The sequence below is a fragment of the Actinoplanes nipponensis genome (assembly GCF_016862275.1).
GTDB lineage: Bacteria > Actinomycetota > Actinomycetes > Mycobacteriales > Micromonosporaceae > Actinoplanes > Actinoplanes nipponensis.
The window spans coordinates 1-12,878 of record NZ_BOMQ01000007.1; the positions used below are offsets into that span (position 1 = coordinate 1).

General features: G+C 72.7%; 13 protein-coding genes. 5 read left to right on the forward strand and 8 right to left on the reverse strand.

The features are described 5' to 3' along the window. Positions 1–781 precede the first annotated feature (781 nt). A complete protein-coding gene (ypfJ, locus tag Ani05nite_RS01160; protein ID WP_203763140.1) occupies positions 782–1,702 on the reverse strand; it encodes a KPN_02809 family neutral zinc metallopeptidase in 921 nt (306 codons plus the stop codon). Positions 1,703–1,919: 217 nt separating this feature from the next. Here ypfJ and Ani05nite_RS01165 point away from each other — a divergent pair, with 217 nt between their 5' ends. From Ani05nite_RS01165 to Ani05nite_RS01180, 4 genes are all read left to right on the forward strand, one after another. After that, positions 1,920–3,524, forward strand: coding sequence for an ABC-F family ATP-binding cassette domain-containing protein (locus Ani05nite_RS01165; RefSeq protein WP_203763143.1), 1,605 nt, complete (start codon positions 1,920–1,922; stop codon positions 3,522–3,524). A gap of 488 nt (positions 3,525–4,012) precedes the next feature. Beyond that, entirely contained in the window at positions 4,013–4,240 is a 228-nt protein-coding gene (locus Ani05nite_RS01170; RefSeq protein ID WP_015620263.1) for a helix-turn-helix domain-containing protein, read from the forward strand. Beyond that, positions 4,237–5,016, forward strand: coding sequence for an enoyl-CoA hydratase/isomerase family protein (locus Ani05nite_RS01175; protein ID WP_203763146.1), 780 nt, complete (start codon positions 4,237–4,239; stop codon positions 5,014–5,016). Before Ani05nite_RS01170 ends, Ani05nite_RS01175 begins: the two co-directional genes overlap by 4 nt. A gap of 89 nt (positions 5,017–5,105) precedes the next feature. Next, the gene (locus Ani05nite_RS01180; protein WP_203763149.1) at positions 5,106–7,055 is read left to right on the forward strand and encodes an ABC transporter ATP-binding protein; all 1,950 of its coding nucleotides are present in this window, start codon (positions 5,106–5,108) and stop codon (positions 7,053–7,055) included. A 74-nt stretch (positions 7,056–7,129) separates the two neighbouring features. Here Ani05nite_RS01180 and Ani05nite_RS01185 read toward each other — a convergent pair whose 3' ends face one another. From Ani05nite_RS01185 to Ani05nite_RS01210, 6 genes are all read right to left on the reverse strand, one after another. After that, positions 7,130–7,882: an alpha/beta fold hydrolase gene (locus Ani05nite_RS01185; protein ID WP_203763152.1), complete on the reverse strand. Its 753-nt coding sequence runs from the start codon at positions 7,880–7,882 to the stop codon at positions 7,130–7,132. 41 nt (positions 7,883–7,923) lie between these two features. Beyond that, entirely contained in the window at positions 7,924–8,670 is a 747-nt protein-coding gene (locus Ani05nite_RS01190) for a DUF429 domain-containing protein (RefSeq protein WP_203763155.1), read from the reverse strand. 332 nt (positions 8,671–9,002) lie between these two features. Then, positions 9,003–9,437, reverse strand: a complete 435-nt coding sequence (locus tag Ani05nite_RS01195; RefSeq protein ID WP_203763158.1) for a VOC family protein — start codon at positions 9,435–9,437, stop codon at positions 9,003–9,005. Then, entirely contained in the window at positions 9,434–10,039 is a 606-nt protein-coding gene (gene mug, locus Ani05nite_RS01200) for a G/U mismatch-specific DNA glycosylase (protein WP_203763161.1), read from the reverse strand. The genes Ani05nite_RS01195 and mug overlap by 4 nt, the downstream gene beginning before the upstream one ends. Before the next feature lie 41 nt (positions 10,040–10,080). After that, positions 10,081–10,836, reverse strand: coding sequence for an SDR family oxidoreductase (locus Ani05nite_RS01205; protein ID WP_203763164.1), 756 nt, complete (start codon positions 10,834–10,836; stop codon positions 10,081–10,083). Positions 10,837–10,872: 36 nt separating this feature from the next. Beyond that, positions 10,873–11,631: a helix-turn-helix domain-containing protein gene (locus Ani05nite_RS01210; RefSeq protein ID WP_203763167.1), complete on the reverse strand. Its 759-nt coding sequence runs from the start codon at positions 11,629–11,631 to the stop codon at positions 10,873–10,875. A gap of 133 nt (positions 11,632–11,764) precedes the next feature. On the opposite strand from Ani05nite_RS01210, the gene Ani05nite_RS01215 reads away from it, so the two are divergent. After that, on the forward strand, positions 11,765–12,136 hold the full coding sequence (locus Ani05nite_RS01215; RefSeq protein ID WP_203763170.1) for a nuclear transport factor 2 family protein: 372 nt from the start codon (positions 11,765–11,767) through the stop codon (positions 12,134–12,136). A gap of 53 nt (positions 12,137–12,189) precedes the next feature. On the opposite strand, the gene Ani05nite_RS01220 is transcribed toward Ani05nite_RS01215, so the two are convergent. After that, positions 12,190–12,846: a cutinase family protein gene (locus Ani05nite_RS01220; protein ID WP_203763174.1), complete on the reverse strand. Its 657-nt coding sequence runs from the start codon at positions 12,844–12,846 to the stop codon at positions 12,190–12,192. Positions 12,847–12,878 lie beyond the last annotated feature (32 nt).

Genomic DNA, 12,878 nt, shown 5'->3' on the forward strand with positions numbered 1-12,878 from the left:
CCGGCACTGCCGCGCCGCCACCGCCACCGCCACGACCCCGCCGCCTCCCGCGACGGCCCGCCACCCGCGCGGCGAGCCGGCGGCCATGCGCCGGCCTGCTGCCATGCGGATCTTGGGAAGCTGAGCAGGCTTCCGCGGTCCGATCGCATCAAGATGCCGCGGCGATCGAATCGCCACGGCGAGGCGCCCCTCTGAGCTGCGCGTCCCGCGAGTGCACGGCCAGCGCGCTGCGCTGGCCGGCAAGTGCACGTACCGCGGGCTGCGCGGACGCAGCGCACGTTCCGGCCAGCGCGCCGCCGCGCCCGTAGGACGCCCGCCGCCGCCCATCACCCCGCGGCCTATGCGCCCGCCCGACGGCCACGCGGATCTTGGGGAGTTGCGTGGGTTTCCTGGGCTCCAGCGCATCAAGATCCAGTGGCGGACGAATCGCCACGGCAAGGCGCCCCTGCGAGGTGCGCGTGCCCGCGGCCGCGTGCCTGGGTGCTGCGTGCCTGCCTGGGTGGCAGCGCTCAGCGAACGGTGGCGCTGGGCTCTGCGACCTCCCGGACGCCGCGTCGCAAATGGCAGCGGCAGCGGCAACGAAAGCCGGGCAACTCGAAATCCGCGCCCACTACAGAGTCAAGGGCGGGAACATCCCACACGGCAATCAAAACCTGATCGCCCTGCGCAGGAACATCCCCGCCCCAAGCCCAAACCAGATGGGTGAAAAGCACGAACCTCGCGTTCGGCGGGAGCGACGGTCAGCACCATGCACCCACGCACGACCGGAACTTGATCTAGATCAGCTGATCGCCCCGGCCGCGAACGTGTCGCAGTTCTTCGGCGAGCCCGACTCGTACCCCGTCTTGAACCACTGCTGGCGCTGCGCGCTGGTGCCGTGGGTGAATTCGGCCGGGTTCACCGTGCCGCCGCTCTGCTTCTGCAGCGTGTCGTCGCCGATCTTGGCCGCCGTGTCCAGGCCCTCCTGGATGTCCTGCTGGCTGATGCTCTTGAAGATCTTCTGGCCCGATCCGTCATCGGTGCCGGTCGCGTTCTTCGCCCAGGCCCCGGCGTAGCAGTCGGCCTGCAGTTCCAGCTTGACCGACAGCTCGTTGGCGTCGTCGGGGGAGCGCTGCTGCTCGCGGCGCATCGCCGCTTCCGTGCCGATCAGGTCCTGGATGTGGTGGCCGTATTCGTGGGCCAGGACGTACGGCTGGGCGAACTCGCCCGGCGCGCCCAGCTGCTTGGCCAGCACCTGGTAGAAGGTCAGGTCGATGTACACCCGGTCGTCGGCGGGGCAGTAGAACGGGCCGACGCCGGAGTCGGCGTTGCCGCAGCCGGTGCGGACCGCCTTGGAGAACAGCACCGTCTTGGCCGGCTTGTACTGTTCGCCGAAGTTCGCCGGCAGCGCCTCCACCCAGTAGTCCTGGATCGAGTTGACGTACAGCACGTTGCGGCAGTCGAGCTGGTCGCGGCCGCTGGCCTGGGAGCACTTCTGCGTCAGGGACGTGTTGTCGCCCGTCTGGGTGCTCGCGCCGTCATCGCCGGTCAGGTTGTTGATGCCGAAGAAGCCGCCGACGACGGCGATCAGCACCGTCACGATGATGCCGGTGAGACCTCCGCCACCGATGGGCAGCCCGCCGATCCCGCCGCCGCCTCCGCCGGAGGAACGCTGGTCGTCGATCTGACTGGTGTCGATCCTGGCGTTCTCGTTGAGTTCCATCGCATCCTCGCTCGCGCGTCCACCACGTGTGGCGCAGTCGTACCCGGTGTGCGCGCCCGCTAATCGGGTGGGAGGCCGGGGCGGGCGCCCGGTACACTTGACGCGTGCTGCTCTGCGAAGGCTGACTGCCCCGCGCCGAGCGGGATCTCACCGATCCTCCTCGGCGCTTCCGTGTGCCCTGAGCCAGCCTTCTTCCTCGAGAGCGAGACGCTTCCCCATGATTACCGCCACCGGACTCGAACTGCGCGCCGGCTCCCGGATCCTCATCTCCCCGACCACCCTACGGGTGCAGCCCGGCGACCGGATCGGCCTGGTCGGCCGCAACGGCGCCGGCAAGACCACCACGCTGAAGGTCCTGGCCGGCGAGGGCCAGCCGTACGCGGGTGAGGTCACCCGCACCAGCGAGGTCGGCTACCTGCCGCAGGACCCCCGCACCGGTGACCTCAACGTCACCGCCCGCGACCGGGTGCTCTCCGCCCGCGGCCTGGACGTGCTCTTGTCGCAGATGCAGAAGCTCGAGGTGGAGCTCGAGGAGAGCGCCGACGAGAAGCTGATCCGCCGCTACGGTCAGCTCGAGGACCAGTTCGCCAGCCTGGGCGGGTACGCCGCCGAGGCCGAGGCCGCCCGGATCTGCTCCAACCTCGGCCTGCCCGACCGCGCCCTGGCCCAGACCATCGGCACCCTGTCCGGCGGCCAGCGCCGGCGCATCGAGCTGGCCCGCATCCTGTTCCAGAATTCCGGCCAGAACGGCAAGGGCATCCTGCTGCTCGACGAGCCGACCAACCACCTGGACCAGGACTCGATCACCTGGCTGCGCGGCTACATCGCCAACCACAAGGGTGGCCTGATCGTGATCAGCCACGACGTCGACCTGCTGGACGCGGTGGTCAACCGGGTCTGGTATCTCGACGCCAACCGCGCCGAGGTCGACATGTACAACGTCGGCTGGAAGACGTACCTGGCCCAGCGGGAGACCGATGAGCGCCGGCGCCGCCGCGAGCGCGCCAACGCCGAGAAGAAGGCCGGCGCGCTGCTGGCCCAGGCCGACAAGATGCGGGCCAAGGCCACCAAGACCGTGGCCGCGCAGAACATGGCCAAGCGGGCCAACAAGCTGCTGGACGGCCTGGAGGACGTGCGGACCTCCGACAAGGTGGCCAAGGTCCGCTTCCCGAGCCCGGCGCCCTGCGGCAAGACCCCGCTGACCGGGCACGGGCTGTCGAAGTCGTACGGCTCGCTGGAGATCTTCGCCGACGTGGACGTGGCGGTGGACCGCGGCTCCCGGGTCGCCATCCTCGGGCTGAACGGCGCGGGCAAGACCACCCTGCTGCGGATCCTCGGCGGGCACTTGCAGTCGGACACCGGCGAGGTGCGCGCCGGGCACGGGCTGCGGCTCGGCTACTACGCCCAGGAGCACGAGACGCTGGACGTGGACCGCACGATCCTGGAGCACATGCGCAGCGCCGGGGCCGAGCAGACCGACACGGAGCTGCGCAAGATCCTGGGCGCGTTCCTCTTCTCCGGCGACGACGTCGACAAGCCGGCCGGCGTGCTCTCCGGCGGGGAGAAGACCCGGCTGGCGCTGGCCACGCTGGTCTGTTCGGGCGCCAACGTGCTGCTGCTGGACGAGCCGACCAACAACCTCGACCCGGTCAGCCGCGAGCAGGTGCTGGACGCCATCGCCAACTACCCGGGGGCGATCGTGCTGGTCACCCACGACGCGGGGGCCGTGCAGGCGCTGAAGCCGGACCGGGCGATCCTGCTGCCCGACGGCGACGAGGACGCGTGGAGCGACGACCTGCTGGAGCTCGTCGAGCTGGCATGATCGCCATCGCTTGATCCAGGATCAACGGCATCGTCGCTTGTCAACTGGTGCCCACACAGACAGTGCGACTCCGGCGCGGCTCCGGGCGTGCCCCGGGCGGCTCCCAGCGCGCTCCGGCGCGCTGCGGTGGCCCGCTCGGACCGCTGATCGCATCTCTTCGTACACGCTGCATCGACGCTGCGTGACATCGTTGTCCGTCCACCGTGTAGTTGATGTTTGTGCAGCTCAACGGGTGGTCTTGGGACGCCGCCGGGGCCACCGGGCGGAACGGTACGGACGTCCGGTAAACGCTCTCCGGCGGCGGTTCGCCGGCCCGATGCGGGCGTCGAGGCAACTGTCTGACATTGATGCGCATGGTCACCGTCGGGTTCCTGACAGTGGTAATTGGGCACGTTGGCTAAGCCGAGATACCTAGCGCATGATCGTTGGAGGCGGTCTAATAGGTGGGACCGTATCGAACCGCACAGTCTGGGACGTGAGGATTCAACATGGCAGCCACCGGCACAGCCACCAGCACTGAGAAGGGTCGCCGAATCGTCGGGAGCGAGCGCCAGACGCTGGCCAAAGACCTGGTGAAGCGATACACCTCCGGCGAGAGCATTCGCGCGCTGGCCGCCTCCACCGGGCGGTCCTACGGATTCGTGCACCGGGTGCTCACCGAGTCGGGCGTCCAGCTTCGCCAGCGCGGCGGCGCCCGCCGTCGCAAGAAGGCGTGACCACCAGCGCATCACCCGGGACCGAAGCAGGCGTTCGGTATGACCAGGACGGGCCGGTCGCGACGGTGACGTTGTGCCGGCCCGATGTGCTCAATGCACAGACTCCGGCCATGTGGTCGGAGCTCACCGACATTTCCCGGAAAATGCCGGGGGACGTGCGAGTGGTCATTGTCCGTGGTGAAGGGCGGTCCTTTTCCGCCGGACTCGACTTGTCGGTTGCCCGCGGCGACGGCGATTCTTCGTTGCCGCAACTGGCCGCGTTGTCCCCCGCGGAGTGCGCGGAACGGATTGCCGGCTTCCAGGAAGCGTTCACCTGGTTGCGCCGGCCCTCGCTGGTCACCATCGCCGCCGTGCAGGGCCACGCCATCGGGGCCGGATTTCAGCTCGCGCTCAACTGCGACTTCCGGGTGCTGGCCGACGACGCCCGGTTCTCGATGGCCGAGGTGACCCTCGGGCTCGTGCCGGACCTCGGCGGCACCAAGCGGCTGACCGAGCTGGTCGGGCCGTCGCGGGCGCTGGAGATCTGCGTCACCGGCCGCCGGATCGCGGCGCCGGAGGCCGACCGGATCGGCCTGGCCACCGCGGTCGTGCCGGGCGCCGAGCTCGCCGGGGCGGTATCCGACCTGGCCGCGGCGGTGCTCGCCGCCGATCAGGGCGCCGTCGCGGAGATCAAGGCCCTGCTGGCCGGGGCGACCGGCCGCTCGTACGCCGAGCAGGACCGGGCCGAGCGGGAGGCGCAGACCCGCCGCCTGCGCGACCTGATGGGCGCCGAGTAAGGACCGTTACGGAAGAAACCGGTTACCTCTCGGGTTGTCATACCCAGCGGGCAGACTGTCCCCTGCCACAGACGCCCGGGAGGTGACGCATGGGCCCGAACTCCAGCGGCTCCAGTTGGATGATGCTGCGCTCGATCCAGAATTCCGAGCGCGTGTCGCAGCACCAGCTCAGCCGGGGCACGACGAAGCGCATCCTGCGCTTCGCCCGGCCCTACCGCCGCGACATCATCGTCTTCCTGATCACCGTGGTGTTCGCCGCCACCATCGGCGTCGCCACCCCGGTGCTCGCCGGTCACGTGGTCAACGCGATCACCGCCGGGGGAGCCGACGCCGCCGCGACGGTCGTCAGGCTCGCCTTCATGATCGCCGGGCTGGCGGTCGTCGACGCCTTCCTGTCGCTGGCCCAGCGGTGGTATTCCGCGCGCATCGGCGAGGGCATCATCCTCGACCTGCGCACCCAGGTCTACGACCACGTCCAGCGCATGCCGCTGCAGTTCTTCACCCGGACCCAGACCGGCGCGCTGGTCAGCCGGCTCAACAACGACGTCACCGGAGCCCAGCGGGCGTTCACGTCCACCCTGTCCGGCGTGGTCAGCAACGTGATCCAGCTCGTGCTGACCGCGGCCGTGATGTTCAGCCTGTCCTGGCAGATCACCGTGCTGTCGCTGGTGCTGCTGCCGGTGTTCATCATCCCCGCGCGCCGGGTCGGCAAGAAGCTCGCCGAGATCACCCGCGAGTCGTACAACCTGGACGCGAAGATGAACGCGACCATGACCGAGCGCTTCAACGTCTCCGGCGCCCTGCTGGTCAAGCTCTTCGGCCGGCCCGACACCGAGGCCGCGCGGTTCGGCGAACGGGCCCAGCGGGTCCGCGACATCGGCGTGCAGCAGGCCATGTTCTCCCGCACCTTCTTCGTGGCCATGCTGCTCGTCGCGTCGCTGGCCCAGGCGCTGACCTACGGGCTCGGCGGCTGGCTGGCGGTCACCGGCAGCGTCACCGCCGGCACCGTGGTCACCCTGGCGTTGCTGCTGACCCGCCTCTACGGCCCGCTCACCGCGCTGAGCAACGTGCGGGTCGACGTGATGAGCGCGCTGGTCTCGTTCGACCGGGTCTTCGAGGTGCTCGACCTCAAGCCGGGCATCGAGGAGAAGCCGGACGCGGTGGCGATCCCGGCCGGCTCGGGCCGGCTCGAGTTCCGCGACGTGCACTTCCGCTACCCGAGCGCGGACGAGGTGTCGCTGGCGACCCTGGAGGACGTGACCGCCCTCGACCGCACGGAGAACGCGCCGGTGCTGCGCGGCGTCGACTTCACCGTCGAGCCGGGCCAGATGGTCGCGCTGGTCGGCCCGTCCGGCGCCGGCAAGTCCACCACGTCCATGCTGGTCTCCCGGGTCTACGACGTCACCGAGGGCGCCGTCCGCGTCGGTGGGGTCGACGTGCGCGACGCCACCCTGGAGTCGTTGCGCGACACCATCGGCGTCGTCACTCAGGACTCGCACCTGTTCCACGAGACGATCGCCGAGAACCTGCGCTACGCGCGGCCGGAGGCCACCGAGGAGCAGATGTGGGAGGCGTTGCGCGGAGCCCAGGTCGCCGAGCTGGTCCGCTCGCTGCCCGAAGGGCTCGACACGGTGGTGGGGGAGCGTGGCTATCGCTTCTCCGGCGGTGAGAAGCAGCGCATCGCGATCGCCCGGCTGCTGCTCAAGCACCCGTCGATCGTGATCCTGGACGAGGCGACGGCCCACCTGGACAGCGAGTCCGAGGCCGCCGTGCAGCGTGCCCTGACCGTGGCGCTGGAGGGCCGGACCGCGCTGGTCATCGCCCACCGCCTGTCCACGGTCCGCGACGCCGACCAGATCCTGGTCCTCGACGACGGCCGCATCGTGGAGCGCGGCCGGCACAGCGAACTGGTCACCGCCGGCGGCCTGTACGCGGAGCTGTACCGCACCCAGTTCGCCGTGAGCGACAGTCCGGGCATGCCCTACGCGGAGGCGACCGAGCAGATCGTCGTCCCGGTCCCGCACCCGATCGAGCCCTGAGCAAGCCGGCCGGCGGCATCCACGCCGTGCGAAGTCCGCCGCGGGGCGGGAGTCGCGGCCGCGGGCCGCCGGGGTCAGGCGCCCCGGAGGAAGTCGAGCAGCAGGGCGTTCACCTCGTCGGGCCGTTCCAGGCTGGGCAGGTGACCGGCCCAGGCCAGCTCGACGTGCCGGGCGCCGGGGATGCGTGTCGCCAGGTCGGCGGCGGTCTCCCGGAAGTCGATGACGTCGTGCGCGCCCGAGACGAGCAGTGTCCGGGCGGTGACCGCCGCGGGGTCCGGCTCGGTGCGCAGCGGCGGGAATTCCTCGGTGGCGGCCAGCTGCACGTCGAAGGCGTGCCGCTGCATCCGGCGTACCTTGTCGCGGGTGGCCTCGTCGGCCGCCGGACCGACCCACAGGTCCACGTTGAGCTCGGTCGCCCCGGCGATGTCGCCCGCCTCGATCAGGGCATCCTCGCGCTCGCCGAAGGCCCGCAGCTCGGCGCTGCGCTCGCGGCCCGGCCACGCCGTGCACAGCAGGGCCAGCTCGGTCACCCGCCCGGGTCGGCCGGCCGCGATCTCCAGCCCGACCCGGCCCCCGCCGGACGCCCCGACCAGCGCCACCCGGTCCGCACCGAGCGCGTCCAGCAGTGCGATCACGTCATCGGCGTCGCTGGTCGACCGGTCCGGCACCGGCGTGTCGCCGAAGCCCCGGAAGTCACAGCGCACCACCCTGTAGCCCGCCTCGGCCAGCACCGGAACCTGGGAGTCCCACATCCGCCGGTCGCACACCGTCGAATGCAGCAGAACCACCGTGGGGCCGTCGCCGGCCACGTCATGAGAAATTGTCATCGGCGCCACCCTAGGCATCCCGGCCGGTCCGCACATCCGCTTTATCCCGGCAGGCCGGCCAGGGCCGCGGTGGGGATCGCGATCCAGCCCTCGGTCCGGGCGGCGGCCAGCTCCCGCTCGCCGGGCCGGCCGACCTGATCCCGTACGGCGGCCCGCGCGGTCAGCGCCGCGACGACGGCGTCCAACGCGTGGTCGCTGCGCCGGCACAGCTGCTCGTGGTCGCCCAGATCGAGCCAGGGCGCGGCCTGCTGCAGCCGGTCGACGACGACGCCGAGCGCGGCCCGGTTGCCGGCGGTCTTGTAGCCGCGCCAGGGCAGCCCCCACACCTTGAGCGAGGCGGCGGGATAGACCTCCACGACGGCGCCGGCGCCGCTGCGGTCGACGTCGCGCCCGGCCCGGGCCAGGCGGGTCTGCAGCGCCGCGCAGCGCATGGCGGTGTGCCCGATGCGGTCCGCGGACACGCTCAGCGGCACCAGGCCGGTCATCCGGCGGGCCACCTCGTCGGTGTGCCGCCAGGCCAGCCGGCGCCGCCACTGCTTGGCCGCCACGTCCGCGGGGACCGGCGCCGGGCCGGCGCGGTGCGCGCTGACGAACGCGACGAACTCGTCCGGCCAGCCCAGCGGGCAGTCGATGCCGGTCTTGGCGGCCCGCCCGGCCAGCTCGACGATCGCGTCGTCGTCCGCGGGCACGGCGACGAGCCGCACCTCGGCGCCGGAGGCGGACCAGGCCACGGCCGCGATGGCGGTGCCGACCGGGTCGGCGGCGAGGTCGACTCCGGCGGTCAGCACGCGCCGACCCTACGCGTACGCCGGACGACGCCCGGCGGGGGTCGTGCCCGGCGGTCGGCGCAGCGGCGATCCGCCGAATGTGCGGCCGATGCAACTAATGGGGGTCCAGCTCCGTCTTGGAGAGTGGGGCGTGGGAAGCACCCCGGATGCCGCCGGAGGTCAGGTCAGTGCCCCCGCTGACCTGGCTTTCGGCCGGGCCACGGCGGTGCGCCCGGAGCCACGGCGGTGCGCCGGAGCCACGGCGGTGCGGCCGGGCCACGCCGGTCACCGGTCCGCCGCCTCCCGCAGCTTGGCGTACGCCGCGGCCGGGGTGTTCACCGTGTAGTGCGCGTTCAGCCCGCTGGAGGGGCTGACGGTGATTCCCGGTGTGCCGTGAGCGGTGACCTGTCGCCGACCAGCCACAGGTGACCGAACGGGTCCAGGAAGCCGCCCTGGCGGTGGACGCCCCAGGGCATGTCGTGGTCGCGGATCTGGTCGACGCTGCCGTCGGCTCCGGCCGCCACCGCGCGGGCGATGAAGGCGTCGGGATCGTCCACGAAGACCTCGACGCGCACCGTTCTGGTGCCGGCGGCGGCCGGGGTGTCCCAGCCGTTGTGCTCCGGTTCACCGAGGAAGAACGGGGCTCCGCCGACCGTCAACCCGACGACCCCGCCGAGGTTCCACAGCTCGGTGGCGCCGAGTGCCTCCGCGTACCATCGCGCGGCCGCTGTCGCGTCCGGCACGGCGAGCATCAAGGAGAGGACGGGGCGCTGTTCTGCCGGCGTCATGGGCGGTCTCCTTCGGGCCGGTCGGCAGGTGGATCGGACACAGCATGCCGCAGCCGGGCGTACTCGGTGGAGAGTCCCTGAAGATCGAAGTGTGCGTTGAGGCCGCTCGGGTTCGGCAGCACCCACACCGGCACCCCGCCGACGGTCTCCTCCTGCGGGCCGATCCGGGCCTTGGGCCGGCCGAAGGCCGCACGGTACGCCGTCACGCCCAGCACGGCGAGGTACCGCGGCTGCCACGTCGTCACCAGTTGCGTCAGCAGCCGGCCGCCGGCGACCAGCTCCGCCGGGGACAGCTCGTCCGCGCGGGCGGTCGCCCGGGCCACGACGTTGGTGATGCCCAGGCCGAGCCCCGGCAGCGTGCCTTGCTCGGACGGGTGCAGCAGCGCCGGGGTGAAGCCCGCCCGGTGCAGCGCGGGCCAGAACCGGTTGCCGGGGCGGGCGAAGTGATGGCCGGTGGCGGCCGAGTACAGGCTCGGGTTGATGCCGGAGAACAGCACCCGCAGGCCCGGCCCGACCAGGTCGGGGATCGTGCGGTTGGCGGCGGCGGCGACCTCGTCGGCCGTCGGCGGCCGGAACGCGGGCGGCGGCACGGCGGACAGCATCCGCCCAGCCTATCGATCGGCGTCCGGCTCGCCGGGCGCGTTCACAGCGTCCGCAGCGCGCCGCCGTCGACGGGGATGGTCAGGCCGGTCAGGTAGCTCGCCGCGGGCGACAGCACGAAGGCCGCCACCCGGCCGAACTCCTCCGGCTCGCCCAGCCGGCCCAGCGGGACCGCGGCCGCCGCCTCGGCCGCGGCCGCCTCGGCGTTCCCGGTGGCGTCGAACAGCTCCCGGTTGCGGTCGGTCATGATCCGGCCCGGCAGCAGGCTCACCACCCGGACGCCGCGGGGGGCGTACTGGTCGGCCATGTCCTTCGCGGCCCCCGCCAGCCCGGGCCGCAGCCCGTTGGACAGGCCCAGCCCGGCGATCGGGGTCCGCGCCGAGGTGGACAGGACCAGGGCGATCGCCCCGCCCTCGGTCAGCGCGGCCGCGACCGTGCGCGCCGCCCGTACCGTGCCCAGGAAGACCGTCTCGAACGCCGCGCGCCACTGGTCGTCGGTCATCTCCGCGGCCGTGCCGCGGGCCGGGCCGCCCACCGAGATCAGCGCGCCGTCGAGCCGGCCGAACCGTTCCCGCGCGGCGCGCACCAGCAGCTCCGGCGTGCCCGGCTCGGTCAGGTCCGCGACCACCCCGGCCGCGCCGTCGCCGAGCGTGGCAACGGCCGCGTCGACCGCCTCCTGCGAGCGCGACGAGATGACCACCTTGGCCCCGTCGGCGACCAGCGCCCGGGCGGTGGCGAGACCGAGGCCCCTCGAGGCGCCGGTGAGGACGAAGACGCGGTCAGCGAGCCCGAGATCCATGCCGCCGATCCTGCCACCCGCGCGCCGGTCGCGTCGTCACCGGGCGCGCAGGAAGTCGGCGGTGGCCGCGTCCGCCGGCAGGAACGACTCGACGGCCAGCTCGTCCAGGGTGACGTCCAGCGGGGTGCCGAGCACCGACGTGACGCTGAAGAAGGACAGCTCGCGGCCGTCGACGGCGTACCGCAGCGGCACGACCAGGCCGTCCGTCCGGGCCGCGGCCGACCCGCCGGGCAGGGCCAGCAGCTCGTCGTGCAGCGAGCGCAGCACCGGATCGCCGGTGGCCAGCGCCTGGCGGTCCAGCCGGTGCAGGATGTGCGCGCGCCACTCGCCCAGGTTCCGGATCCGCGGCGCCATGCCGTCCGGGTGCAACGACAGCCGCAGCACGTTGACCGGCGGTTCCAGCAGCTCGGGGGCCGCGCCCGCGGTCAGCAGCGGCACCCCCGCGTTGGCGTCGACCAGGGTCCAGTGCCGGTCGATCAGGACCGCCGGATACGGCTCGTGCCCGGCCAGCACGGCCCGCAGCGATGCCAGCACGGCGGCCAGGCCCGGGCCGCGGAGATCACCCTCGGGATAGGCGGGTGCGAACCCGCCGGCCAGCAGCAGCGCATTGCGGGCGCGCAACGGTACGGCCAGCTCCTCGGCCAACCGCAGGATCATCTCCCGGGTCGGACGGGCCCGGCCGGTCTCCACGAACGACAGGTGCCGCGCCGACACCCCGGCCCGGCCGGCGAGCTGGAGCTGGCTCAGCCGGCGGTTGCCGCGCCACCCGCGCAGCAGCACCCCCACGTCGCTCATGCCCCGATGGTAGGTATCGGCCCGCGGCCCGCCGATTACCTGCCGGGTATTACCTGCCGGGTAATCGACCGGACTACCGGCGGCGGGCGACGGTGGTGGCGGCAGACCACCCGACCGAGCGAGGGGAACAGACATGAGTGACTTCGAAGCCGTGGTGCAGCACTACCTGGCCGCCTGGAACGAGACGGACCCCGGCCGCCGCCGTGCCGCCGTCGCGGACGTCTTCGCCGACGACGTCCGCTACGTCGACCCGGTGGCGGCCGTGGCGGGCCACGCCGCGCTGGACGGCCTGATCGGCGCCGTGCAGGGGCAGTTCCCGGGGTACGTCTTCACGCCCGGCGGCCCGGTGGACGCCCACCACGAGCAGGCCCGGTTCACCTGGCACCTGGGTCCGGCGGGACAGGAGCCGGTGGTGGCCGGCTTCGACGTGGCGGAGCTGGGGCCGGACGGGCGGATCCGTACGGTCCTGGGCTTCATCGACCGGGCCCCGGCCGCCCTGGGCTGACCACCCCGGCAGCGCGGGGCCCGGCCATCCGGCCGGGCCCCGCCCCGTGCGCCCTACAGCCGGCCGACCGCGAAGTCGGCCGCCCGCCCGGCGTCGGCGGTGTAGCTCAGGTGAGCCAGCACGCTGGTGCCCCTCGGGTCGCACACGACGTCGCCGGTGGCGCAGATGTCCAGGGTCCGCTCCGCGTAGACGCCGGTGATGCCGCGGCCCAGCTTGCGCAGCGGGTACCCGAACACCAGCACGGCCGCCACCCGCGGCTGGATCGCCGCGGGGATGGTGGCCACCACCGGCCCGCCGACGCTCGCGCCCTGGGAGCTGATGCCGAGCGAGTTGCCCACCACGTTGGCGCCCTGGGAGTAGCCGACCAGGACGAACCGCTGGCCGGGACAGGCGCCCGCCTGGTCGGTGACGTGCTGGACCAGCGCCCGGTTGCCGGCGGTCGGCGACGTCGGGCTGACGCTGGCCGGGTATTCGACGGCGTGGCTGGTCAGCGTCGTGTCGTCGGCCCGCCGCTGGATCGCGGCGAACACGGGGTCGCCGACGATCAGGCCCAGCCGGCCGGGCTCGGCGGTGCCGCGCGCCACGACCACGTCGACCTCGGCGCACGGCGCGGCGGCCGCGGCCGGGGCGGCCGCCACCACTGCGGCGCCGGCGGACAGCAGCGCGGCGGCGAGCAGGACGCGGGCGCGGCCGGGCAGGGAAACGCGCATGGGATCACCTCTGCTTCTCGGGAGGGCTGGTG